Raw genomic sequence first — 24,965 nt, 5'->3', positions numbered from 1 at the left:
AGCTAAAAAGCCTATAATCCAAGTATCATTTTACCATAAACCAACGAATGGGTCATTTTTTGCATAAAAAAAATTAAAAAAGGACGTGAAATAAACCTTCCACGTCCCTAATAGCTTATTTTTTCAAGTGGTAGCTATAGGTCGACACGATAATATTTTCGTGGGCCCCTAAAGCTGACCGTAAGCGTAAACTCGTCTGATTATGCAAGATATTTTGCCAAGGTTTTTTCGGTACAAATTGCGGTACCAAAACCGTCAACGAGTAATTGCGTTGCTTAGCATCCTTAGCGATCACATCGCAAAAACGCAAAACTGGTGGCACGACTGACCGATATGAAGAATGCAGATCAACAAAGCGTACATCAGGAAATGCCATTTTGAATTCCTGCGCTGTTTCGTGTTCTTTTTTAGGATTAGTATCAAACGAAACATGCATTGCGATCACATTATCACTGATCGAACGTGCATAGTTGATCGCTCCGGTCGTTACGTGTGTGACCGAGCTAACTAGCACGATGACCGTTGAACCGGAATAATCATGCAATTGTTGTTCTTCACTTAAGCGCAATTGAGCCGCTACAGTAATATAATGACTATGGACCTTATAAAACCCAAAGAGTAGTACCGGCATAATGATCAAATATGGCCAAACATTATCAAAGTGTAACCAAAATAAAAAGACCACTAAAGCAAAGGAGATCACTGCTCCTAATAGATTAAAACAAGAATTTAAGATCCAATGTTTGCACTTGTGACGCTTCCAATGGATCAACATTCCTGATTGCGAGAGGGTAAATGGTACAAAAACACCGACTGCATACAATGGGATCAACAAATTAGTCTGACCGTTAAAGATAAAGATCAACACGATCGCCCCGATCGCTAATGCAATGATCCCATTGGAATAGCCTAAGCGATCACCTTTATCCATAAACATATGGGGCATAAATTTATCTTTGGCCAAGTTATAAGCTAAGATCGGGAAGGCCGAAAAACCGGTATTAGCTGCCACTGCCAAGATCATAGCCGTCGATAATTGCAATAAATAGTAGAAAATACCGTGACCAAAAACAGCACCGGCGATCTGAGAAAGCACTGTTTGTTTAGGATCTGGCAAAACACCTAGATAATAACTCAAAAAGGTGATCCCACTAAAGAAGACCGCTAAGATCAACGACATGATCGCTAACGTATTCGCCGCATTACGCTTTTTAGGCTCTTTAAAATTAGGCACTGCATTACTGATGGCTTCTACCCCAGTCAATGAAGATGAACCAGCTGAAAAAGCTTTTAAAAACAGCAACAATGACATCCCTGGTACTGCATCACCAATATGAGCTGCGGCTGAATATTGGATCTTACCTGTTGCAATATTAAATAAGCCCAAGGCGACCATCGAAACGATCATGATCACAAAAAAGTACACTGGGACCGTCAAAAACGAAGCTGATTCGCGCATCCCGCGTAAATTCAATGTCATGATAAATAAAACGATCACAACAGAGATCAAAACACTGTGTGCTTGTAAGCTCGGGATCGCTGATGTAATAGCTTCTGTTCCTGATGTGACTGAAACAGCCACGGTCAGCATATAATCAACTAAAAGTGATCCACCGGCAACTAAGCCTGCGCTTGTCCCCCAATTTTTGGTCGCAACTACATAAGCTCCGCCTCCAGAAGGATAAGCATTAATGATCTGACGATACGACATCGTGATCGCAAATAACAAGAGTAACACGATCCCAGCAGCTGGTAATGCATACCAGGTCGCAGCAGCCGATAAAATAAATAGTGCTGTTGTGATCTGTTCTGTCCCGTATGCCACTGATGACAACGCATCTGAGGAAAGCAAGGCCAAAGCTTTGAATTTAGTCAAAGACTGCCCACTTTCTTCAGCGGTTTTTAATGGTTGTCCGATCAATAATCTCTTTAAATATCGATACATAAACAGAAAAACCCCTTTTAGCTAGTTAGCCATTTTGATAGCTACTGGCTGATTAGATTTTAAATTCAAAATTTCTAGGTCACTTCAAAAAGTAACAGTTGAATTTTACACCAATCTCACAAAAAAAGCACCCTAAATTTTTAGGATGCTTCAAAAAATTTTGATTTAACTTGCTTACATCATTGGCCCTTGTGGCATTTGAGCTGCAACATCATTGTTTTCTTCTGGCTTATCAGCCACAACTGCTTCAGTTGTTAACAATAGAGCTGAGACAGAAGCCGCATTTTGTAGCGCTGAACGAGTTACTTTAGTTGGATCAACGATCCCAGCTTCGATCATATCGACCCATTCATCAGTAGCAGCATTATAACCGATGCCAGCTTTTTGTTCCTTGAGCTTTTCAACGATCACAGAGCCTTCTTTACCAGCGTTGATCGCAATTTGACGAACTGGTTCTTCAAGGGCACGTTTAACAATATTGATACCTGTTTGTACATCACCAGCTTCACTCAAAGTAGCTACATCATCGATCACATCGATCAAAGCTGTCCCACCACCAGGAACAAAACCTTCTTCAACAGCTGCGCGTGTAGCATTCAAAGCGTCTTCGATCCGGTATTTGCGTTCTTTTAATTCAGTCTCAGTAGCAGCCCCGACTTTGATAACCGCTACCCCACCAGCTAATTTAGCTAAACGTTCTTGGAGTTTTTCTTTATCAAATTCAGAGGTCGTTTCAGCGATCTGCTTTTTGAGTTGTTCAACACGTTCAGCGATCTGTGCTTTATCTCCAGCACCTTCGACGATCGTTGTATTTTCTTTTGTAACTGTTACACGACCAGCTGTCCCTAATTGATCTAAAGTCGTGTCCTTTAATTGAAGACCGAGATCATCTGTGATCACAGTTGCACCAGTTAAAACAGCGATATCTTGTAACATTTCTTTACGACGATCACCAAAACCTGGAGCTTTAACTGCTACCACATTGAATGTCCCACGGATCTTGTTTAAAACAAGCGTTGGCAAGGCTTCACCATCAACATCGTCAGCGATGATCAACAATGGACGACCTTGTTCAACGATGGATTGTAACAATGGTAAAACTTCTTGGATGTTAGAGATCTTCTTGTCAGTTACCAAGATATATGGATTTTCAAGATCTGCTTCCATCTTGTCATTATCAGTTACCATGTATTGAGAAAGGTAACCGCGATCAAATTGCATACCTTCGACAACATCTAATGAAGTATCGATTCCTTTAGATTCTTCGATCGTGATCACACCGTCATTACCGACCTTTTCCATGGCATCAGCGATCAATTTACCAACTTCTTCATTAGCTGAAGAAATCGATGCGATCTGAGCAATATCACTCTTAGATTCAACTTTATGTGACATCTTGTGCAAAGCATCTACCGCAGCTTTAGTAGCCAACTCGATCCCGCGCCGGATACCTACTGGGTTAGCACCAGCCGTCACATTTTTCATTCCTTCGTTAACGATCGATTGTGTCAAAACAGTAGCTGTTGTAGTCCCATCACCAGCAATATCATTAGTTTTTGAAGCTACTTCGGCTACAAGCTTAGCACCCATATTTTCAAAATGATCTTCTAATTCGATCGCCTTAGCGATCGTTACACCATCATTTGTGATCGTTGGTGTACCGTATGATTGTTCCAAAACAACATTGCGCCCCTTAGGACCGATCGTTGATTTTACAGTATCAGCTAACTTATCTACACCAGCAAGCATTTTTGCGCGTGCATCTTCTGAAAACTTGATTTCTTTTGCCATTTCCAATTCACCTCATACGAATTAAGTTCAATGTTTACTTACTATATTTATTCCACAACAGCAAGAATATCTTTTTCGTGCATTACTAAATATTCTTGGCCTTCAAATTCAACTTGAGCACCAGCGTACTTGTCAAAAACGACAACATCACCGACTTTAAGTGTCATTTCTAATTTTTTGCCATCATCAAGGATACGTCCCGTACCAACAGCAACAACTTTAGCTGTTTGTGGTTTTTCTTTAGCACCGCCGGCTAAGACGATCCCTCCCACAGTTTTTTCTCCTTCTTTTTCGACCTCTAAAATCACGCGATCTCCTAATGGTTTAAGCACGTTATATCCCTCCAAATTCTTTTTAGCACTCTAACAACTTGAGTGCTAATCGATTACAACTATTACTATACTAACTTTACTTTTAAATTGCAAGCATTTTATCACTCGTACCCCCAGAGTGCTAAAATATTTTTGAATTTAGTTTGAATAAATAGCGGTAAAAACATATAATCTAACTATGAAACTTTATAGTTAGGATCTTTATTGATGAAAAAAAAGTTACAATTAAATTCACTTATCATTTTAAGTGTCTATTGTGGCACAATGACTTTGACCCCTTTATTGTGGATGATCTTCAAAAATGCCTGGTATTACCCAGTCGTGACCGTTTTAGAGCTCATTGGTTGTGGGACGATGCTCTACTTGGCGCATAAATTTTCTTTTAAGGATCGTTTTTTGCGCACTTCAAAAAAACTTGCACTTCGCCAAGAAATTTATTACATTATCTTTGGTACACTAGCGCTTATTTTGTGGCAATGGCTCAGTTCATATATAGAGAGCGCTCTTCTCGGACAGCCCAGTTATTCGGCTAATACTGGTTATCTTTTGACGGTCCTTACCAAATATCCATACTATCTGGTAAATATTGTCATCTTGGCTCCGATCATGGAAGAATTTGTCTTTCGCAAGGCCTTATTTGCTAATCTTAGCTCCGTGATCGATCCAATCGGAGCTGCCCTTGCCTCTAGTTTGCTTTTTAGTTTTGCTCATCAAGACGGACATTATCTGACTTATGCTGGCATTGGACTAGTGCTTTGTTTTCTATATGCTAAGACGGGCCGCTTACGCATCACGATCTTAGCCCATAGTTTAATGAACTTGCTTATTATTATAAGTGCTTGGTAACAAAAAGGATGTGTGCACCACACATCCTTTTTCATAGTTATTCAAAGTGTTGCAAAAAATAGATCAAAGTCTGCAATTCATTAGTTAGATCGACATTTTGGACGCGAACATCATTAGGGACCGTGATCCGCAAAGGAGTGAAGTTCAAGATCCCCTTGATACCGGCTGCAACTAATTCATCCGTCACGCTCTGAGCTTTATCAGCTGGAACAGTCAAGATCGCGATCTCTATTTGCTGTAGTTGAAGTTGCTCTTGCATATCTTCCATCGGATAGACTGGGATCCCGCTTTGGATCAAACCGGTGATCTTTGGGTCAATATCAAAAGCCGCACTGATCCGTGCGTTATTGCTCTTGTGAAAGTTATAATTCAACAACGCATGGCCTAGATTGCCCACTCCGATCAAAGCTACATTATTTAATTTATCTTGTCGTAGCGTCTTTTTGAAAAATGCTTGCAAGCTTGCGATATCATAACCGTAACCACGCTTGCCTAAAGCACCAAAATATGAGAGATCACGTCGGATCGTTGCTGGATCGATCTTAACAGCTTCCGCTAATTCAGTCGAAGAGACATGCTTCTTACCAGCATCCGCTAAAATGTTGAGATAACGGTAATAGATCGGCAAACGTTTAGCCGTTGCCTTAGGAATATTTGGGGTCACCATCTAGTTTCTCCTCTCAGATTGATCAATATGATAAATTTTAGCATAACAACTGTACTAAAGAAATTAAAAAATTGTAAATTAATTCACAATATAGCCAATAAATGCTGTTTTGGCGCGGTTTTATTTTTTTAACTTTGTGAATCGACTAATTATTCAAGTAGGTGAAAAAATGATTTTATTACAAGCACAACAAGTCGCTCGCCATTTTGGGGCGGATGTCTTGTTTGAAAATATCGATCTTGATATTCAGGAACATTCTCGGATCGCTTTGGTCGGAAAAAACGGTGCCGGTAAATCGACACTTTTAAAAATGATCATCGGACAACAGGCGCCTGATGAAGGCCAGATCGTAACAAAAAAAGGCTTAACAATAGGCTATCTTGCCCAAAATACGGGACTTGAATCTGATAAAACGATCTATGAAGAAATGCTCAGCGTCTTTGATAGTTTACGCCAAATGGAACAAGATCTCCACAGATTAGAGGCTAAGATCGCTGATCCAAATGCTGAGCATGCCTCTAAAGCTTATCAACAACTACTAAATCGCTATGATCAACTATTGCATGATTTTAAAGAACAAAACGGTTATGGTTATGAAAATGAGATCCGTTCTGTTTTACACGGTTTTCATTTTTATCCAGCAGATCTTGACCGCCCGATCGCCTCGCTTTCTGGAGGCCAAAAGACCCGCCTAGCCTTGGCTAAACTCCTTTTGGAAAAACGTGATCTTTTGATCTTAGACGAACCGACTAACCACTTAGACATCGAAACTTTAACTTGGTTAGAAGGTTATATCCAAAATTATCAAGGCGCACTCTTGATCGTTTCTCATGACCGCTATTTTCTAGATAAGATCGTCAATGAGGTTTATGAGATCACACATGGTAAAGCCCACTATTACAAAGGAAATTATTCTAACTATATCACTGAACGCGAAAAAAGAGCTCAGTTAGCGTGGAAGAACTATGAAAAACAACAGGCCGAGATCCATAAACTTGAAGATTTCGTCAATAAAAATCTCGTGCGGGCTTCTACAACTAAACGCGCTCAAAGTAAACGTAAACAGCTTGAAAAAATGGATCGCCTCGCTCGTCCTGAAGGCCCCGAAAAAAATATGCATTTTCGCTTCAAAGCCGAGCAAGAAAGTGGCAATGTCGTTTTAACAGTCAGTGACGGTGCGATCGGCTATGACGATCAGATCATTTCTGAACCGATCAACTTTGAGCTGCGCAAGCGCCAAATCTTTGCAGTTGTAGGGCCAAACGGGATCGGTAAATCGACCTTATTAAAAAGTATTCTTGGTAAACGCCCTTTCATCAAAGGAAAAGCTACATTTGGTACCAATGTTCATCCCGGTTACTACGATCAAGAGCAACACGATCTTCACCCACAAAAAACCGTCTTAAATGAACTTTGGGATGATCATCCAACGACACCCGAAAAAGATATCCGTTCGCTCTTAGGGAGTTTTCTTTTCAGTGGCGACGATGTCAAAAAGATAGTCCACAGTCTATCTGGGGGCGAAAAAGCACGTTTGTTACTGACAAAACTTGCGATGAAACACGATAATTTCCTAATTCTAGACGAACCGACCAACCATTTAGATATTGACAGTAAAGAGGTCTTAGAGCAAGCTATCAAAGAATTTGATGGCACGATCCTCTTAGTCTCACACGACCGTTATTTCATCAACAAAGTAGCTACCAGCGTCTTAGAGATCGCTCCAACGGGTAGCACACTTTATCTAGGTGATTATGACTATTATGTAGCTAAAAAAGAAGAACAAGCTGAGTTGGCTCAAGCAAGAGCCAAGGAAACTCAGGCTACAGTCGTAACTAAAAAAGAGCTCTCTGCAGGAAAACAAAGCTATGCTCAAAGTAAAGAGCAGCAAAAAATGGAACGCAAACTCACACGTAAAGTCGCTGAATTAGAAGCTAAAGTTGAGGAACTCGATGAAAATAAGACCAAATTAGAACAAGCGATGGCATTACCAGAAAACTTCAATGACCTCGATAAGATGGCAAAATTACAAGCACAGCTCGAAACGCTCACGACCCAATTAGCAAAAGCAGAAACAGCTTGGGAAAATAGTAGCCTGGAACTGGAAAATTTCAAAAGTGAAAACTAGAGCACAAAACAGATAACTTCTAAACATTGACCAACAGGTATCTTTAAAAGAGATGTTATCAATAAAGCATTAAAAGAGCTAGGACAACTATAGTCTAAACCTCTTTTTACACTCACAAACCTAAAAAGAAGAAGACCACTCGAATTTTTTGAAAATTTTGAAAAATTCGGATGGTCTTCTTTTTGTTTTTATTATTTGGTGATATTTTTTGAACTACTGGTAGACATTTTCCACATATTCAATGCCATCAACGCTATTTTCATTTGTCGATTTATCTTTTTCTTACTTCAGTCAACCACATGGCAACAATCTTTCCATAGAAAGTCGCCATGTACAAACTGAGTTGATTTATGTTATAACCACTGTGCATGGGTTTATCTCCTTTCTTTTTTGGGGATAGACTACGGGGCATCAGTCCTTTTTATTTATAGTATACAAAGACGGTCGTAAATGAACGATTTTTAAGTCCATTTACGACCGTTTTTTGAAGCCTTATGGTCACAGCCTCGTGTTGTTCGTAGAGCTCTATTCTTAATTTACCTAGGCTTCTTCTAACCAATCAAATTCTAAACTTGGATCAGCATTTAGATCTAGACCAGCAAATATCTTATCCTTGTAAGCCGCATAACCAGCAGCTCCGATCATTGCTGCATTATCACCACAAAGTTTCAAAGGTGCTTTTAATAATTCAACATCTTCAAATTGTTTCAACTCTTCATCTAAACGATCACGTAAGCCTTGATTAGCTGCCACACCACCAGCCAAGATCAATTGTTTGACCGGATAATTCTCTAATGCCCTGACTGTTTTTTGAGCTAAAACATCAACGACGCTTTGTTGGAAACTAGCAGCCAAGTCAGCCTTATCCAAGGTCTCTTTTACTTGATCAGCATGATGGACCGTATTGATAAAGGCACTCTTTAATCCACTAAAACTAAAGTCATAGTTGTCTTCTTTTTCCATTGCACGTGGGAAAGCAAACGTGTCTTTGCCTTTATGCGCTAATTCATCTATCTCTTTTCCAGCTGGATACGCTAAGCCTAAAACACGCCCGACTTTATCATACGCTTCCCCCGCTGCATCATCACGCGTCTCACCAATGATCTTAAAGTCATTTGGTCCAGCAAGATAGACTAATTCCGTATGTCCACCTGAGACAAGTAACGCTAAAGCTGGAAATTTGATCTCACCAGCAAAATTGGCAGCATAGATATGCCCTGCCATATGATTTACTGGGATCAAGGGAAGATCATGCGCAAAAGCGATCATCTTAGCGGCTGTGACCCCAACTAATAATGATCCCACTAAACCTGGACCGTAAGTCACAGCTACAGCATCCAAGTCGGCATAAGTCACATCTGCTTGCTCTAAGGCATCCGCAATACATAAAGTTATCTGTTCGATATGGTGCCGACTAGCCACTTCGGGAACGACGCCACCAAAACGCTTGTGGCTCTTGATCTGGGTCGCGACGATATTTGATAGGATCTTATTACCATTTTCGATCACTGCAACGCTCGTCTCATCACAGCTTGATTCAAAAGCCAAAATCAAATTCTGATTTTTTTCCATCCTTTTTCAACTCTCTTTTTTAAATTTCTATTTACCAAGTTATAGCTATATTCTAGTCCATCTTCATCTTTGTAATAAGCATTTTTAATAGCTACTTCTTTAAAACCTGCTCGTCTATATAGCGCTTGTGCTTCTAAATTGCTACGTCTGACATCTAAACTCAAATGGCGGCATCCATATTTTTTAGCTTCAGTCTGCAAAGTCTCTAACATCATCAGACCTAAGCCTTGATGTTGATATTCTGGTAAAACTGCAATGTTAGTCACATGCGCTTCACTAGGTCCGTAAGTAAAGTCACATCCTGCAAAAGCTACCATGCGATCTTCATAGCGCACAACGATATAAAGAGAGGTCAGTTTATTTTGAATATGCTTTTCAAAATCTTCGTAGCTCCAAGGTTGATCTCCCGCATATACTGCACTTTCGATCTCAAGCATTTCAGCAATGTCGGGGATGATCGCACGACACATCAAATAATTTTTATCCTCAACGACTACATTATGACAACCAAAATCTAAATTAGGTCTTGCTTGAACTGGTTTTAGCAACGCCAAAAGTTTATCTTTATACTTTTTCAACATAAGAATCCGCTTGATCCTTTCCAGGGTGTTTTTCCATCCATTGTACTTCTGCTTGTGTCAAACGTAAATAATGTGGCACAAATGTCAAAGTATCCGCTACAGGGCGATCTTTACCCAAAAGTCCTAACAAATATGCACTCGGATAATCATCTTTAGGAGCACTAAAACGATAATTATCAGCTGTCAGAAGTTCTTCAAAGCGTTCACGATAAACTTTGGCATCTCCGATCAAGCAAACTTTTTTATCCTTTAAAAATTCGCATAATTCTACGACTGAGAGATGTTGATCAGGTAAAACTTCAACTAGCTTGCCTGCTTTATTTTGATAAACACCGACAAAAACATTTTCCCGACGCGCATCAAAGATCGGTACTAAAAGTTCAGCCGTATCATTTTGACAATTAGCTGCCAAAAGTTCTAGACTTGAAACTCCAACTAATTCCTTATTCAATGTAAAAGCTAGCGTCTTAGCAGCCGTCACTCCGATCCTAAGTCCAGTGTATGAACCTGGTCCGGCAGAAACAACGATCCGGTCAAGATCTTGTGGTGTTGTATCTGACTTTTGGAGCATTTCAGAAATGATCGGCATCAAAGTCGTACTGTGCTTTCGTGCCATATTGAGCGTTGTTTCTGCTAATAACGTATCATCTTCTAAAACCGCCACGCTCAAAGGACGATTTGAAGTATCCAAGGCTAATATCTTCATCTTGCAGCTAACTTCCTTTTATCTATTCTTATTACTTAAAATCACAATGAATATCTTAACATAAATCATTACAGAAAAAAGCTTTTATTTCAATTAGACAGCCTATCGACATTCATTGGTTTAATCGTTATAATAAAAAAACGGTATTTTGCTAATTTTGTGCATCACTAGCATTACTGGTGCACCTAGAAAGGAAGACGCAAAATGAAAAAAATTCTTATTTTGCACACCGGTGGTACGATCGCAATGTCAGAAGATAAAAACGGTGCGGTCGCTCCCGGAAAAGAAAATCCCCTCAATCAATTTAAGAACCCTTTTGGTGCTGATTATGAACTCGTGATCGAAAACATCTTCAATATTCCTTCACCCCATATGGACCCCGCTAATATGCTCGTATTGCAACAGCGGATCATCAAAGCTTATGAAAATGAAAATATCGATGGTGTCGTGATCACTCACGGAACGGATACCCTTGAAGAAACAGCTTATTTTCTCGATCTGACTATCCCATTTAAGCTACCGATCGTCTTGACTGGAGCGATGCGTTCGGCTAATGAGATCGGTTCTGATGGCTTGTATAACTTCAAAACAGCGATCTTGACTGCTGCTAGTCCGGAAGCTAAAGGCATGGGCGTCTTAGTGGTCATGAATGATGAGATCCACACTGCTCGCTATGTAACTAAGACTCATACCACTAATGTTGCGACTTTTAGAACGCCAACTTTTGGTCCGATCGGGCTGATCTTGCGTGATGAAGTGCGTTTTTTTGAAAAATTACTCCGCCACCGTAGTGTTTTGCTCGATCATGTAGTTGACCACGTTTATCTTTTTAAAGCATATGCTGGAATGGATCCAGAATTACTTGAGATCGCGCTCAATGAGCAAACTAACGGCGTCGTGATCGAAGCTTTGGGTGCGGGGAATCTTCCACCTAAAGTTTTACCTGTGATCGAAAAATTACTGGCTAAAAAGATCCCCGTAGTACTTGTATCCCGGAGTTTCAACGGGATCGCCCAAGATGTTTATGCCTATCCTGGTGGGGGCGTCCAGCTAAAACAAATGGGCGTCACCTTCTGTCACGGCTTAAATGGTCAAAAAGCTCGGATCAAACTCTTAGTCGGGCTAAGCGCTGGACTAAGTGGTGATGAACTAGCCGATTTTGTTTCAGATGCTGTTTCTTAAATAGAAAATGAGAGTGTAAGGATACGGTGCCTACCGTATTCTTACACTCTCATTTTTTATTATCTCCAAGTCACTTGCGCACTACAACTCAAAGTCCCATCAGCCATATAGATCTCGTGTAATGTGGTCAATTCGTCTTTTGAACGAAGTAATTCCACTTTACTAGTGCAAGTTTGCCCATAATTCAATTCATGTTCATATTTGATATTCAAAGCTACTGGCTCATGTTCCATTAAAAAATCTTTATCTAAAACATCTAGCATCCATTCGATATAATGAACATTGTTGACATGATGATTACTATCGATATCAAAATACCGCACACGATAATCTTTGGCTAACTCGACTTTTGCTAACCGTTTAGGACTGGCTAAACGTTCGATCGATCTGAGCGGTTCAGGACCAAAAGGTGCGATCACATCAGAGGTTATTCGCGTGATCTTTCGTGTTTTTAGATCAAGCAATACAAAAGCAGTATGCATCTTAGCTAACACTTCACCTTGTTCATCTCGAAGCCAAAAATCACGGTAACAAAAATAGCGATTGTAGGCTGTTGCTTTGGTTTCGATCACAACTTTTTCATCACGTCTAGGTAACCGAGTGACCGAAAGCAGGTGCTGTGTGATCACCCAACCCTGACCTTGCGCATTTAATTTTTCTTCCGGCATCCCGACAGCTTTTCCTTGCGCATAGGAGGCTAACATCATCAAATCGACTAATTTGCCTAGACTCAATTTACCAGTAGGGTCAGTTTCATAGTAAACGATCTGATGGGGCAACCGATATATATTTTCTGTCATTGTCTTATTTGTCCTTATAATTGATGATATTCGTTATAAACATCTTGTTTTTTCAAACCATTTAATTTTGCGACCTCTTTGATCGCTACATTAGGTTTCAACTGTTTTTGGGCGATCAAAGTTGCCACTTGCTCAGCTAATGGCAACTCCAGTAAAGGATCTGCTTTTTTAGCTTTAGGGGCACTATTGCCTTGGACCACGATCACAAATTCACCCCGGATCTCTTCTTTGGTAGCCCATTTTACCGCATCAGCTAACGTACCACGCAAGAACTCTTCATAGCGCTTGGTCAACTCGCGACACAAAGCGATCTTACGTTCAGGACCAAAAGCAGTTTGCATTGCCAGCAACGTCTTTTTCAAACGGTGCGGTGCTTCATAAAAAATCAGCGCACAAGTTTGTTGCTCTAACTGCTCTAAAACTTCCCGTTGCTCATTTTTCTTCCGGGGTAAAAAGCCATAAAACATAAAGGGTTGAGGCGTTATCCCTGAAGCGATAAGTGCGCTCAAAGCCGCATTTGCTCCCGGCAGCGGAACGACTGCAATATCAGCTTGAATACAAGCTTTGACCAATTCATGTCCTGGATCACTGATCGAAGGCATCCCTGCATCGCTTACTTGGGCCAGATCTTGTCCCGCCTGAAGTTTTTCGATCAAATAAGGGATCCGTTCTTGCGCATTATGCTCATGAAAACTGATCTGCGGTGTTTTGATCTCAAAATGGTTCAATAAACGTAGCGTATTACGCGTGTCCTCAGCACAGATCAGATCCACATTTTCTAAGATCTCAAGTGCCCGAAACGTCATATCTTGTAGGTTTCCGATCGGTGTCGGTACTAAATACAACGTTCCCTGCTCGTTTTTTTCTCTAAAACTACTCTTTTGCTTAATTGACATTAGTGTCGCTCCCCATAGATAACATCTTGACAAAAGACACACGGTTCATCGTTTATCCGTCGTGAGCCATACATGTTGTCTACATTACAAACATGGAAGCCCTCTTCGTAAAGTTTTTCCAAATTTTTACGTGACTTGGAAAGACCGGCTTCTTCATTGCTTGTCTCTTGTGTTTTCTTTTGTTCTAATTCGTGAAGTCTTTCACGTAGATGCTGATTTTCGATCTCTAACTCTGCATTTTTCTCGATGATCCGTGTCATCTCTTCTTTCACGCTCGCCAACATCGCTTGTACATCGCGTGACATTTCTTCCATATTTTCAAAATTGTCATATAATTCGCGTTTATCCACAAAATCACCTTCAACCTGTTATCATGCTTGATACCAACTGCATAAATTCAAAGTCAGCGCCTCTAAGATACTCTGAAATGAGACATTGACCGCTCGTTGCTGTTTAGTCGAAAGGACGGCTTCAACGGCGCGGATAGCCCCATTTTCTGGGATCTTTAAATTTTTTTCATTGAGCTCTTTACTATACATTATAAAGGCAACGTCCTCATTTTTACCATATTTTAACAATAAAATATCACGTGTTAATAAGACTATCAACTGTAATAACCGATCTTGGCTAGTTTTATCGGTCGCATATGGCATCAATTTGGTCTGGACCCCTACAAAAGCACGCCAATCATTTCGCAAAACTTGATTAAACCACTCCCAAACATTGGCGAGTAATTTATTAAAATCTTCGTCACCATCAAGTTCTCGGGCTTCTTTTTGACTATTGGTCAGATGTGCTAATAAATTAGCCTTATCTGCCCCGATCCCTTTAGTTTCTAACGTTGCAACCAATTTCTTTAATGTCAGCGAAGACAATTCAACTAACTGACACCGGGAGATGATCGTTGGCAAGATCTGGTTTACACTATCTGTCAATAAAAAGGCCGTTACATCGCCACTTGGTTCTTCTAAAAATTTCAACAGACTGTTAGCGGCACTGATCGTCATCTTTTCAGCATTTTGAATGATAAAAAGCTTCCGATTGCTCTCGACCCCACTTTTGACGAATTCAGCTTTCAAATATCTGATCTGGTCGACTTTGATCGAATTTCCTTCTGGCTTGATCTCGACTACATCAGGTTGATTATTTTGGGCGATCCGCCGACACTCATTGCATTTTAAGCATGGATAACCGTTTTGCTTTTGTTTACAAAAAACGGCTTGGGCGACCCAATGAGCTAGCTTGTTTTTTCCTGTCCCCCGTGGACCAGAGAATAAATAAGCATGGGCCAATTTTTTATTGTCCACCAATTTGGCAAAGTGCTTTGTCAAACGTGGTTGGAGCTCGATGATCGACTGTTCCATAAACTTCAACTATATCAAATGTGGCGCCATCAAGACTGGATGACTAGAAAAAATATAGTTTTCCCTTCTTAAATTATTTCTTGTTATCAGTTGCACATTTTTTCTTTCTAACTGATCTATTCTTAAAAATGAAAGAACTGTTCGACCGGTAAAACGAAAACGGTGGCCCCACCGACTTTTATCTCGACCGGATAAGTCCGCTCAACTTGACCTTCAACATTCACTGGCGGTGTGATGTATTCTGCGCGTTTAGAGGATGCATGCTTGATCAATGCTAAAACTTCAGCTACCCGATCATCTTCGATCCCGATCATAAAAGTCGTATTTCCCGATCGTAAAAAGCCACCGGTCGTTGCTAACTTGGTCGCTCTAACATCAGCTTCAACAAAAGCATTGCTCAAATTATTGCTATCTTTATCTTGAACGATCGCAATGATCATTTTCATTTCCAAACACCTAGTTTCTAACGGGAATTTTACTACTTAAGACCAGCTCGACCTCAGCTATCACATCAGCAAGTTTTTGGCTGGCATCGATCGTCACGATCCGCTCATTTTCAGTGGCGAGTTTTTGATAGGCGCGATAGACAGTCTCATAAAATGAGAGTGCTTCTTTATCCAAACGGTTAACTTCATCTTGACGATTCTGCTTGATCCGTTCAAGCCCTAGTCTCGGTTCGAGCGCTAAGTAAATGGTCAGATCTGGCTCTAATCCAGCTGTTGCAAACTGATTCATCTGTTTTACTTCAGCTACTCCAATACCGCGCCCAGCCCCTTGATAAGCTAAAGAACTATCAACAAAACGATCACACAGCACTACTTTTCCCGCTTCTAAGGCCGGGAGCACTGTCTCGACCAAATGTTGACGTCGTGCAGCAGCGTATAATAAAGCTTCAGTTCGTGCATCCATTTCAGTGGATCTCTCATCTAAAATAACATTTCGGATCTGTTCTGATATGCGATTACCACCTGGTTCACGCGTCCGTAAATAATCGACCTTGGCAGTTTTTAACTTAGCTTCGATCGCGTTTAGGACACTAGTTTTCCCTGATCCATCAGTACCTTCAAAGGTAATAAAAAATCCGTTCACTTGTAAAACCCCATTTTCATTTATTGATTTTATTGTACTGTAACATTTGCTGGCTGTCCACGACCCCATTTTTTCAAAAAGAAAAAGCCTGCCACTTCAGTTGGACTGCTTGACAGGCTAATTTTTAATAATTGATCACTGACGCTTGAATATGGCCCTTGACCTGACGATATTTAGCTTCACGATAGAGAAACTCATACTTAGCACGAGCTAGACTAACTTCAGCCAACAATTCATCATCAACGTCATAGACTGCAGCTGCAGTTTGGCGGGCTTGATCCCAATCCAACTTAGCTTGATCAATATCTTCTAATAATAATTCATTAAAAGAGCGTCTAAGTTTTTGCTTATTTCTTTTAAACATCAACTTCACCCCAACTAGATCTCTTGGCGGTTTTTCACCGCATTATACAATGTCATCTCATCAGCATACTCAATATCACTTCCGACCGCTAAGCCGTGTGCTAAACGAGTTGTCATGATATTAGCTGGTTTGATCAACTTCGAAATATACATCGCCGTTGCTTCACCCTCAGGCGTTGCATTAGTCGCCAAAATGACTTCCTTGATCTGACTATTTTGCTGGAGCCGCCGTAGCAAACTGGTAATATTGATGTCTTCAGGTCCTTTACCTTCGATCGGCGACAAAACACCATGTAAAACATGGTATAAGCCACGATATTCTTGCATTTTTTCCAAAGCCATCACATCTTTGACTTGTTCAACTACGATGACTTGACTTTGATCGCGGGTCTTATCCGCGCAGATCACACACGGATCATTTTCCGTGATATTGCCACAGATGCTACAGTAACTGAGATCTTTTTTAGCTGCGACCAGTGCTTTAGAAAAAGCAACAACCTCACTTTGCTCCATGTCGATCGTAAAAAATGCCAAGCGAGTTGCGGTCTTTTCACCGATCCCTGGCAACTTTAGATAACTATCGATCAACTTAGCGATCGGTTCAGGATATTGCATCGTCTAACCTTCTTTCACGCTTAAAAGCCAGGCATGTTGCGGGAATATTTACCCATTGTCTTTTGTGTTTGGTCATCGATCTTAGCCATCGCATCGTTAACAGCCATGATAACTAGATCTTGTAACATATCAACATCATCTGGATCAACAGCTTCTTCTTTGATCACAATATCTGTCATCTTGTGATCACCAGTAAATTTGACTACTACCGCATCATCAGAAGCATGCCCTTCAAAGATCGTTGCATGTAATTCTTCTTGATCCTTTTGCATTTGCTTTTGCAATTTTTGCATTTGTTTCATCATACCTTGCATGTTCATTCCACGCATCATAATAAATCATCCTTTCAAATTCTAATCATTTTTGACTTCAACTAGTTGTTCCCCAAAGAGCTCTTGGGCCTTGGCAACAACTTCTGGCACAACTGGCTGTGGCGGTGCTTGAATCACTTGTTCATCACTTTCAGGTGCTTTTTGCCTGACATCACCATGTTCACTCAAATAGTTACTTCTGATCTCAGGCCAACGGTTACCTGGGATAAAGATCAAATGGGGAGCAAGACCAAGTAAACGACTCAGGCCGTTACCTAAAACATCTTGGAGTTCTTGATTTTCAAGGGCACGTTGGCATAAGATGTCGTATTCAAAACCGATCACGATCCCATCTGGGCTAGCTGCGACTGGCTTGGCTACTTGCATCATTGCACGTTGAGTCACATTTAACATGTTCATCAGATCGCCCCAAACTTGACGGACCTGCATCAAGTTTTGCTTAGAAGCTTGACCTAAGACTTCATAGATCTTGCTCAAGTTCAACTTCAACTCACCATTTTGCTTAGTAGCTTTACGGTTTGATCTTGGTGGCGTCTGTGTTTTAGCAGGTACACCCGTGGTCTGAAGCTGTTTGAAACTTTGCTCCAATGCGTTGAGTTGCTTTTGTAACTGTGACATTTTAGCATCAGTTGCTGGATCTGAAGTGACTTGCGTTGTGAGCGGCGCACTTGTGACCTGTAGCCGTGACAATTTGACCGTCAGCACTTCTAAATAGATCGCTTCATGAACAGTAAAACGCATATTTTCTTGTTGCTCATTTAAAATATCGATCATTTGATAGAGCTGTTCTGGATCGACCTCACCTGCGAATTTTTTAAAATCATCATCGAGCATCCCTAACTCGCTTTCTTCGACGAGTTTTGGTGCTTGTTGGTACAATAAAAGGTCACGGCAGTAGTTGATCAGATCCTCGATCAGACGCTTGGCATCCTTACCATCTTCCAAGATCTCATGGATCGTAGCTAAAGCACTGCTCGTATCTTTAGCTACAACTTGATGCAAATACTTAGTCAAATTATCGCGTGTAACACTTCCGGTAACAAGTAGCGCATTATCCAGCGTCACTTGATTGTCCCCAAAAGATAACACCTGATCTAAAATACTCAACGCATCCCGCATCCCACCTTCAGCAGCCTTGGCGATCACTTTGAGTGCTGCTTCATCATAGGCAAAATCTTTTTGCTGTAAGATATATTCCATTCGTTTCAAGATCGCCTGTGGGGTGATCCGGCGAAAATCAAAGCGCTGTGTCCGCGAAATGATCGTCGTTGGGATCTTATGTGGCTCGGTCGTCGCCAAGATAAAGACAACATTAGCGGGTGGTTCTTCTAACGTTTTTAGTAATGCATTAAAAGCTCCGGTCGACAGCATGTGAACTTCATCGATGATATAGACCTTGTAATCCGCTTGTGTTGGAGCGTATTTAGCCTTATCGCGAATATCTCGGATCTCTTCGACCCCATTATTTGAGGCCGCATCGATCTCGATCACATCATTTAACCGTCCCGCTGTGATCGCCTTACAAGTCTCACATTGATTGCAAGGTTCACCGTCTTTTTGGTTTTGGCAGTTGATTGCTTTGGCAAAGATCTTAGCTGCCGAAGTTTTCCCAGTTCCCCGCGGGCCGGTGAATAGATAGGCATGTGTCGTTTGCTTTGTCAACAACGCATTTTTCAGCGTTTTCGTGATAAATTCTTGCCCTACAAGATCACTAAAAACTTGCGGACGCCAGACACGGTATAAAGCCTGATAGCTCATCAACCATTGCTTCCTTTCTTTTTCAGTTTAAAAAAAAATCTCGATCAACGTTAAATGACCGAGAGCCTAATTTCATATTAACTTAGGGCACATGCTGAACCAAACTTAGTGCTGCTTCCTTCCGGACCTGACACGCTTCGTAAGGACAACATTGCCCTAAGGCCTTACGGCACATTCTATATTACATGAAATTAAGTAAAATTTCCAGTCTTTAAATCAATTATTTTTATTTTTTACGCAAATTTGCAAAAAAATCACTTAGGATCTGCGCACATTCAGCTTGGAGCAATCCCTTTTGCACCTTAACTTGATGATTGAAGCGCGGATCCGTCAGTAAATTCATCAAAGTTCCAGCTGTGCCAGCTTTTTCATCGGCTGCACCATAATAAACTTTAGCGATCCGCGAATTGATGATCGCTCCACTACACATTGGACAAGGCTCTAGTGTCACATATAACTCAGCTTCTGGTAAGCGCCAACTGTCCAACACTTGATTAGCCTGAGCGATCGCGATCATCTCGGCATGTTTTTCTGCTTGCTGGGTCGTTTCACGCAAATTATGGCCCCGCCCGATGATCTGACCTTGATGCACTATGACACAACCGATCGGGACTTCGCCTAAAGCTTGAGCCTTCTTAGCTTCAGCTAGAGCAGCTTGCATAAACTCTTCTCGTTTCATTTTAGCTTTCTTTCACACTCTGTAAAATGAAATAGCCCTTATCTTTTAAGATAACTTCACAGTTACCAAAGACGGCTACCATTTTCTTTTTCGCAGATGGTGCCCCTTGCTTTTTTTGTAAAACTGCAACTAACTTGCCTCCGACAGCGAGATGCTCTTTGGCAGCTTCCAAGATCTCATGTACGACTGCTTTTCCAGCCCTGATCGGCGGATTAGTCACGATCAACTGATAATCTGTCTTCGTCACATTTTCATAGATGCTTGACGCAAAAATATTGACATTTTCGATCTCGTTTTGTACCGCATTTTTTTGAGCTAATTCTAACGCTAATTCATTGACATCGACCATATCGACTGTCACACTAGGCGCTTTTTTAGCCAAAGCTAAGCCGATCGGGCCATAACCACAACCAACATCTAAGATCGCGCCCGTAAGCTCGGTCGTTGCTACAGCATTCAACAAGACGCGCGAGCCATAATCAACTGTATTTTTAGAAAAGACCCCATTATCTGTTATAAAAGCAAGATCGTGTCCCAATAGTTCAAAATTCCAGTATTTCTCATCGTGTTCGACATTTGGATTCTTTGAATAATAGTAGTTTTCCATTCAGTCACCAAATTTCCTTTTCAAGTTATCTTCACGCTCTTAATTATATCATATCTAGTTTTAGCCTTTGCTTACAAGACAATAACAAAAAACTAAGGACAGGGCTTAGCCTACCCTTAATTTACTCAATCAAGATCTTTACCATTAGTTGCGATCACTTTTTGATACCAATAAAAAGAGTCTTTAGGGGTCCGCTTCAAACTGCTATATAAAATATGAACAAACGTAATCAAATATCTCAAATGATTACATTTGAGAAAGAAATATAGCTTTTCCTTTCCTAAATTTTATTTACTACCGTCAACGCTAGTGTTCCCATATCCTAACAAGAGGGTAATGACATTGACTAGCTCAGATAGCTTAAGGGTGTAGCCCACCCCGTTATATTTTCTAGTTTAATAAAGCTAAAAGATCAGCTACGGTATTTTCATCTCGATCCATGATCACACCACATTCATAACAAATATATTCGTTATGCTTAGTTTTATGTTTTTGATTACCATCAAGACTAATTTTTTCATCACCAGTCTTGATATGACCGCAATCAGAACACCTTTGTGTACTTGGATAGTATTTATCAGCTAAGACTACTTCTTTATCATGCCAGCCAGCTTTATAGGTCAATACTTGTCTTAGGTAATAAAGATCGTGTCAACTTGATTATCCATTACTTCTTTTAGTAATTGTTTCATCAAGAATAACACCTTTAGCATGGGAGTACAATAAGCTTTTAAAGTTCCATCGTTATCCCAGCGTTGTAGGGTTAAAACAGTAACGCCCGATCTTTCAGTTATTTCTTTTGGTTTTAATATCTACCTCACATTTTATCTTTCTTGTAGATATTACATCACATTTGATTATATTTTAATGCATTTTAATTAACAGTTATTTCCTCCAGCGCCCCAGTTTCATGGAACCCCCATGCACCAGTATTGATCTCATTGAAAGTGATCCAATACTTGACCTTATCTTTATAGCGTTCAAAAACAGTTTGCGTAAAGCGTGTAAAATCACTGATAGCTTCTCGACTGGCCCAGCCATTGTATTTTAAGGTCAAACCCAAAGGCATCTCATAGTGCGATAAGGTCACGACCGGCTCAATGTTATATTTTTTCATTTCAGCGATCAAATTATCATAAAATCTCAGGCCGCTTTATTTGGACGCTTTTCATCACCATTCGGAAAGATCCGAGTCCAGGCGATCGAGATCCGTAAAGCCTTAAAGCCCATTTGCGCAAATAATTTGATGTTGGCCGGATATTGATGATAAAAGTCTATCCGCGTTTAGAGTAATCACCTACTGTTTTCTCCGCTAATGCTTCTTTAAGGGAAACTTTTGTCACATTTTCCATTGAGATCTGACGCCTATCAGTGGCCTTTTTTACGACTTTGGCAGTCGTCAGTCTCTTGCCATCAGTATCGAAGGCTCCTTCGATCTAATTTGCCGCTGTAGCACCACCCCATAAAAAATCTTTTGGAAATGTGTGTGGATAATCTGTTTGATACAGCTTGCTTACCTTCTTTATCATTAACTCACTTTGAACGTAGCACTTTTAGGCAGCTGATACAAACGTTTACACTTATCTTTTAAGTAAATAAAAAGCTGCAGTTTTACCTACAGCCTTTAGTCTTATTCATTTATTCGTTGCCGATTTGCCAATGCTAATTCAGATAAGTAACGATAGAGTGGCAAGATATCGATCCGCTTAGGAAATTCAAATTTCATCGTTGTCAAATTTTCCTTATGTGGCTTTTGATAAACATTTTCTAAAACAGTCACTTTGATCTCACTGTCATCGATCCCAAATCCCGCCGTCTCGATCGTAACATCAACGATCCCATCTAAATAGATCGTGTGGTAAGCGGTCTTTTTACCAGTTGCCCCTTGTTTATCAACAAAAATCATCCGGTAATTTGTAAAGATCAAGGCATCACGAACTAGTTTATAGCCACTGCTGATCGTTTCATCTGTCAGTAAGAAATCACCATATTCTTGGGTCAATTCACGCACACTGACTTCAGAATAGTTTCCCAAGGCACCCTGGACTAGATTTTTAAACATTTGACTCATCCTTTCACAAAATCGTTCATATCTTGATGATAAAGGATTTTAGACAGATCAGCTACTAAAAAGCCTTCTGAAGTGTTTGAAACAAATTTTAGATGACTTTACTGTATTATTCGCAGTTTGTAAAATTAAGTTAGAAAAATAAAAAGCCATTTGTGATAGACTTTTGAGTAACACCAAACAAAAGTCTATCACAAATGACCTATAATCATCTTACCATAAGCGAACTGTCCTTCATACAAAATTTTTGGAATCAAGGGGTTAAAGCCTACATTGTAGCTAAAACCTTAAAACGTAGTGCTGAAACTATTTATCGAGTATTTCGTTTCTTAGATGCTGGATATTCGATCTCTGAATACTATGAAAACTATCGAGCTAATAAATATAAATCCGGCCGTAAACCCATCGTATTACCCAATGATGAGCTTGAGTACATCAAGGAAAAAGTTAGTCTAGGTTGGACTCCTGATACGATCATCGGACGTAATGAAAAACATAGCAGCTGTTCGATGCGTACCCTTTATCGTATCTTTAAACGCTCTAAAGACCTAGATGTGACCTCGCTCCCAATGAAAGGAAAAAGGCATCCAAATGGTTACGTTGAACGCCGTGGAAAAGCTGGGAGACTAGGTCGGACTCTTTTGGAACGACATCAGGACTATCCCAACTACCATAATGAATTTGGACATCTTGAAGCTGATACGATCCAAGGTAAAAACCACCATGGTGCAGTAATGATATTAGTTGAACGGAAGTCTAAGGCTGTCATCATTTTGAATACACGCCATAAGACGGATAAAGCTATCTTTGAGAAACTTGATGCTTTACTTTCTGTTACTCCTAAAGGACTCTTTAAATCGATCACTTTTGATAATGGTAAGGAATTTTCTAAGTGGAAAGATATTTCTAATAAGCATGATATCGGTACTTACTTTGCTGATGTAGGTGCTCCTAACCAACGTGCACTAAATGAACATACGAATGGATCACTTAGGAAAGACGGACTAGGAAAAGATATGGATCTCAGTGATCTCCCCACTGACTATGTCCAACAAGTAGCTAGTTATAGGAACAATATTCCACGTAAAAGTTTAAACTATAGAACCCCACTAGAAGTATTCATAAAGTATATTACGAATGAGCAAGTAGTTTTTTCTAACTTGATTTGACAATTCAGGTTTAAAATATTACTACTTTATAACTCTACTAAATTTACAGTATCGCCTTCAAATTTTCCTTGAACAATAAGATTCACAACATCTTTTCTAGCTTTTAGCCCACTAAATGTGGATAAACTCTTTATTTCAAAAATGTCGCCTTGACTATCTTTGATCTTTTGTCCTACTTTAAATTTTAAACTAGGTACAGTAACACAAGTGACATCCTTAAAGGCCAAATAATAAACATCTAAAGCTTTCATCTGTCATCCCTCAAATCTTTAAAATCTTTAGCATAATTTTTGATAAGCAATTTTGTATCTTCGATTTCTTTTTTCGTCAGTTTTAATTATTACACAAATACGGAGGTAAGAATATGGCTACATATTGGAAAACAATAAATATAAATAAATCATGGGACTTCAACAATAAACGCTTCAAAAAAGCTAAGACTGAATCATCTAATAGAATTATCCGAGTCAATGATGATCTGTTAAACATTTTAAGCGAGCTTAAGCCAAATAATACTAAGCAAGTTTTTGATAGTGTATTTGGTTCAGTTCCTGGCTCTGGTGCGGTCAATAAAGCTTTACGTAAAGTTCTAAAACGAGCAGGTATTTCCAAAAAGAATTATCATTTTCACAGTCTTAGACACTCGCATGTTGCGCTACTTTTGTATTAGGGCGTTGATGTAGTATATGCGATAAGTAAAAGATTAGGTCATGCAGACTTAACGACAACTACTAGAAAATATTCTTACTTGATCGATGAATTTAAAGCTAAATCAGATGATCATATTGAAGATTTGTTAAATAATTTTTCTACAAAAAAAGAGAACAAAAAAATTCTATAAAAAATTTTTGCTCTCTTGGGGGACAAAAAGCCGATTAACCCTTATTTTATAAGGTATTGCAATGCGCTTGATCGGAATTGAACCGATGACCTACCGCTTAGGAGGCGGTTGCTCTATCCTGCTGAGCTACAAGCGCAAAAAATAGAATAGTCATTAAAAACGACTATTCCATTATAGGAAGAATTACTTCTAAAGTCAATGATCCTAGTAACCGACCTCGATCTCTTTTAGTAATTTCATGAAATTATGTCGCCTGATCCACTCAGCTAAAGGTGAAAAGATCTTAATTTGTAGTTTAGAAGTCTGCTTTTTGACCAAACTTTCTTCACGATAATCAACTTTAACTTGATCTTTAGCTAACGGTGTCAATTCATAAGCTTCTTTTTTCACATAATGATCTGTTTCGATCTGCAAATGATAACTGCGATCTGGGATCAACTTGATGACCTTGAGTTGAGCTTTGGTCTGATGATCTAACTTAGTAGCATAGCTTAAATCAGATAACTCAGCCACAGTCAATTCGCGTCCTGTTTCTTGCTTGATATCATACAGGAGCGTATCCAACAAACGCTGAAATAAGTATTCGGCTGAAACATTCAAATTCATTGAAATTTCCATCTGCTCTTCCTCTTTC

General features: G+C 39.9%; 27 protein-coding genes, 1 tRNA gene, 1 other RNA gene and 4 pseudogenes. 5 read left to right on the top strand and 28 right to left on the bottom strand.

The features are described 5' to 3' along the window. Positions 1-115: 115 nt before the first annotated feature. The 3 genes from CPS94_RS01455 to groES form a co-directional block, all read right to left on the bottom strand. Positions 116-1,945 carry an APC family permease gene (locus CPS94_RS01455; protein WP_112195600.1) on the bottom strand — a complete coding sequence of 610 codons (1,830 nt, stop codon included), beginning with the start codon at positions 1,943-1,945 and terminating at the stop codon, positions 116-118. 174 nt (positions 1,946-2,119) lie between these two features. After that, positions 2,120-3,736 carry a chaperonin GroEL gene (groL, locus tag CPS94_RS01450; RefSeq protein WP_004048330.1) on the bottom strand — a complete coding sequence of 539 codons (1,617 nt, stop codon included), beginning with the start codon at positions 3,734-3,736 and terminating at the stop codon, positions 2,120-2,122. Positions 3,737-3,783: 47 nt separating this feature from the next. After that, complete coding sequence (gene groES / locus CPS94_RS01445; RefSeq protein ID WP_112286329.1) at positions 3,784-4,068, bottom strand: co-chaperone GroES; 285 nt, start codon at positions 4,066-4,068, stop codon at positions 3,784-3,786. 207 nt (positions 4,069-4,275) lie between these two features. On the opposite strand from groES, the gene CPS94_RS01440 reads away from it, so the two are divergent. Next, positions 4,276-4,914: a CPBP family intramembrane glutamic endopeptidase gene (locus CPS94_RS01440; RefSeq protein WP_112195602.1), complete on the top strand. Its 639-nt coding sequence runs from the start codon at positions 4,276-4,278 to the stop codon at positions 4,912-4,914. A gap of 37 nt (positions 4,915-4,951) precedes the next feature. On the opposite strand, the gene CPS94_RS01435 is transcribed toward CPS94_RS01440, so the two are convergent. Next, complete coding sequence (locus CPS94_RS01435; protein WP_076150038.1) at positions 4,952-5,581, bottom strand: redox-sensing transcriptional repressor Rex; 630 nt, start codon at positions 5,579-5,581, stop codon at positions 4,952-4,954. Positions 5,582-5,750: 169 nt separating this feature from the next. Here CPS94_RS01435 and abc-f point away from each other — a divergent pair, with 169 nt between their 5' ends. Beyond that, positions 5,751-7,709: a ribosomal protection-like ABC-F family protein gene (abc-f, locus tag CPS94_RS01430; RefSeq protein WP_112195604.1), complete on the top strand. Its 1,959-nt coding sequence runs from the start codon at positions 5,751-5,753 to the stop codon at positions 7,707-7,709. 540 nt (positions 7,710-8,249) lie between these two features. Here the strand turns inward: abc-f and tsaD are convergent. From tsaD to tsaB, 3 genes are read right to left on the bottom strand one after another with little or no spacing between them, the layout of a single operon-like run. Beyond that, positions 8,250-9,281, bottom strand: a complete 1,032-nt coding sequence (gene tsaD / locus CPS94_RS01425; RefSeq protein WP_112286328.1) for a tRNA (adenosine(37)-N6)-threonylcarbamoyltransferase complex transferase subunit TsaD — start codon at positions 9,279-9,281, stop codon at positions 8,250-8,252. Next, entirely contained in the window at positions 9,260-9,862 is a 603-nt protein-coding gene (rimI, locus tag CPS94_RS01420; protein ID WP_112195608.1) for a ribosomal protein S18-alanine N-acetyltransferase, read from the bottom strand. The genes tsaD and rimI overlap by 22 nt, the downstream gene beginning before the upstream one ends. Beyond that, the gene (gene tsaB, locus CPS94_RS01415) at positions 9,846-10,568 is read right to left on the bottom strand and encodes a tRNA (adenosine(37)-N6)-threonylcarbamoyltransferase complex dimerization subunit type 1 TsaB (RefSeq protein ID WP_004048342.1); all 723 of its coding nucleotides are present in this window, start codon (positions 10,566-10,568) and stop codon (positions 9,846-9,848) included. The genes rimI and tsaB overlap by 17 nt, the downstream gene beginning before the upstream one ends. A 204-nt stretch (positions 10,569-10,772) precedes the next feature. Between tsaB and CPS94_RS01410 the strand changes: the two genes are divergently transcribed. Then, entirely contained in the window at positions 10,773-11,750 is a 978-nt protein-coding gene (locus tag CPS94_RS01410) for an asparaginase (RefSeq protein ID WP_004048344.1), read from the top strand. A 59-nt stretch (positions 11,751-11,809) separates the two neighbouring features. On the opposite strand, the gene CPS94_RS01405 is transcribed toward CPS94_RS01410, so the two are convergent. The 18 genes and pseudogenes from CPS94_RS01405 to CPS94_RS01320 all read right to left on the bottom strand — a co-directional run bounded on the left by CPS94_RS01405 (position 11,810) and on the right by CPS94_RS01320 (position 22,315). After that, positions 11,810-12,550, bottom strand: coding sequence for an acyl-[acyl-carrier-protein] thioesterase (locus CPS94_RS01405; protein WP_112195610.1), 741 nt, complete (start codon positions 12,548-12,550; stop codon positions 11,810-11,812). Positions 12,551-12,564: 14 nt separating this feature from the next. Beyond that, entirely contained in the window at positions 12,565-13,446 is an 882-nt protein-coding gene (rsmI, locus tag CPS94_RS01400) for a 16S rRNA (cytidine(1402)-2'-O)-methyltransferase (protein WP_112195612.1), read from the bottom strand. Beyond that, complete coding sequence (locus CPS94_RS01395; RefSeq protein ID WP_010689434.1) at positions 13,446-13,796, bottom strand: DNA replication initiation control protein YabA; 351 nt, start codon at positions 13,794-13,796, stop codon at positions 13,446-13,448. The genes rsmI and CPS94_RS01395 overlap by 1 nt, the downstream gene beginning before the upstream one ends. Positions 13,797-13,817: 21 nt before the next feature. After that, positions 13,818-14,810 carry a DNA polymerase III subunit delta' gene (gene holB / locus CPS94_RS01390; protein ID WP_112195614.1) on the bottom strand — a complete coding sequence of 331 codons (993 nt, stop codon included), beginning with the start codon at positions 14,808-14,810 and terminating at the stop codon, positions 13,818-13,820. Positions 14,811-14,932: 122 nt separating this feature from the next. After that, positions 14,933-15,256, bottom strand: coding sequence for a cyclic-di-AMP receptor (locus CPS94_RS01385; RefSeq protein WP_004048354.1), 324 nt, complete (start codon positions 15,254-15,256; stop codon positions 14,933-14,935). A 10-nt stretch (positions 15,257-15,266) separates the two neighbouring features. Further along, the gene (tmk, locus tag CPS94_RS01380) at positions 15,267-15,899 is read right to left on the bottom strand and encodes a dTMP kinase (RefSeq protein ID WP_076150030.1); all 633 of its coding nucleotides are present in this window, start codon (positions 15,897-15,899) and stop codon (positions 15,267-15,269) included. Between the two features lie 124 nt (positions 15,900-16,023). Next, on the bottom strand, positions 16,024-16,263 hold the full coding sequence (locus tag CPS94_RS01375) for a YaaL family protein (RefSeq protein WP_039936044.1): 240 nt from the start codon (positions 16,261-16,263) through the stop codon (positions 16,024-16,026). A gap of 14 nt (positions 16,264-16,277) precedes the next feature. Further along, positions 16,278-16,877 (bottom strand): recombination mediator RecR, encoded by a 600-nt coding sequence (gene recR, locus CPS94_RS01370; RefSeq protein WP_004048359.1) that lies wholly within the window; start codon positions 16,875-16,877, stop codon positions 16,278-16,280. 20 nt (positions 16,878-16,897) lie between these two features. Continuing rightward, a complete protein-coding gene (locus tag CPS94_RS01365; RefSeq protein ID WP_089135379.1) occupies positions 16,898-17,212 on the bottom strand; it encodes a YbaB/EbfC family nucleoid-associated protein in 315 nt (104 codons plus the stop codon). An 18-nt stretch (positions 17,213-17,230) separates the two neighbouring features. After that, positions 17,231-18,967, bottom strand: coding sequence for a DNA polymerase III subunit gamma/tau (gene dnaX / locus CPS94_RS01360; protein WP_112195616.1), 1,737 nt, complete (start codon positions 18,965-18,967; stop codon positions 17,231-17,233). A 76-nt stretch (positions 18,968-19,043) separates the two neighbouring features. Then, positions 19,044-19,130, bottom strand: an RNA gene (gene ffs / locus CPS94_RS01355) — signal recognition particle sRNA small type. Positions 19,131-19,193: 63 nt separating this feature from the next. Beyond that, a complete protein-coding gene (tadA, locus tag CPS94_RS01350) occupies positions 19,194-19,646 on the bottom strand; it encodes a tRNA adenosine(34) deaminase TadA (RefSeq protein ID WP_010689444.1) in 453 nt (150 codons plus the stop codon). A gap of 1 nt (position 19,647) precedes the next feature. Continuing rightward, positions 19,648-20,253 (bottom strand): class I SAM-dependent methyltransferase, encoded by a 606-nt coding sequence (locus tag CPS94_RS01345; protein ID WP_112195618.1) that lies wholly within the window; start codon positions 20,251-20,253, stop codon positions 19,648-19,650. A gap of 125 nt (positions 20,254-20,378) precedes the next feature. Next, a pseudogene (locus CPS94_RS01340) lies at positions 20,379-20,456 on the bottom strand (family 1 glycosylhydrolase); the annotation flags it as partial. A gap of 187 nt (positions 20,457-20,643) precedes the next feature. Then, positions 20,644-20,892: pseudogene (locus CPS94_RS01335) on the bottom strand (zinc ribbon domain-containing protein); the annotation flags it as partial. 86 nt (positions 20,893-20,978) lie between these two features. After that, a pseudogene (locus tag CPS94_RS11855) lies at positions 20,979-21,065 on the bottom strand (IS607 family transposase); the annotation flags it as partial. A gap of 80 nt (positions 21,066-21,145) precedes the next feature. Beyond that, positions 21,146-21,761 (bottom strand): annotated as a pseudogene (locus tag CPS94_RS11695) (family 1 glycosylhydrolase); the annotation flags it as partial. Positions 21,762-21,883: 122 nt separating this feature from the next. Beyond that, complete coding sequence (locus CPS94_RS01320; protein ID WP_076150027.1) at positions 21,884-22,315, bottom strand: PH domain-containing protein; 432 nt, start codon at positions 22,313-22,315, stop codon at positions 21,884-21,886. A 203-nt stretch (positions 22,316-22,518) separates the two neighbouring features. On the opposite strand from CPS94_RS01320, the gene CPS94_RS01315 reads away from it, so the two are divergent. Continuing rightward, on the top strand, positions 22,519-23,490 hold the full coding sequence (locus CPS94_RS01315; RefSeq protein WP_112195620.1) for an IS30 family transposase: 972 nt from the start codon (positions 22,519-22,521) through the stop codon (positions 23,488-23,490). A gap of 26 nt (positions 23,491-23,516) precedes the next feature. On the opposite strand, the gene CPS94_RS01310 is transcribed toward CPS94_RS01315, so the two are convergent. Beyond that, on the bottom strand, positions 23,517-23,741 hold the full coding sequence (locus CPS94_RS01310) for a hypothetical protein (protein ID WP_112195622.1): 225 nt from the start codon (positions 23,739-23,741) through the stop codon (positions 23,517-23,519). Positions 23,742-23,854: 113 nt separating this feature from the next. Here CPS94_RS01310 and CPS94_RS11515 point away from each other — a divergent pair, with 113 nt between their 5' ends. Then, entirely contained in the window at positions 23,855-24,160 is a 306-nt protein-coding gene (locus CPS94_RS11515) for a tyrosine-type recombinase/integrase (protein ID WP_238145364.1), read from the top strand. A 233-nt stretch (positions 24,161-24,393) separates the two neighbouring features. Here the strand turns inward: CPS94_RS11515 and CPS94_RS01300 are convergent. Beyond that, positions 24,394-24,467, bottom strand: a tRNA-Arg gene (locus CPS94_RS01300). Positions 24,468-24,535: 68 nt separating this feature from the next. Beyond that, a complete protein-coding gene (locus CPS94_RS01295; protein WP_004049310.1) occupies positions 24,536-24,949 on the bottom strand; it encodes a DUF3284 domain-containing protein in 414 nt (137 codons plus the stop codon). Between the last annotated feature and the right edge of the window lie 16 nt (positions 24,950-24,965).

The organism is Ligilactobacillus murinus (assembly GCF_003288115.1).
Lineage (GTDB): Bacteria > Bacillota > Bacilli > Lactobacillales > Lactobacillaceae > Ligilactobacillus > Ligilactobacillus murinus.
The sequence above is the reverse complement of the archived record's forward strand: the minus strand, read 5'-3'. Positions and strand labels throughout refer to the sequence as shown.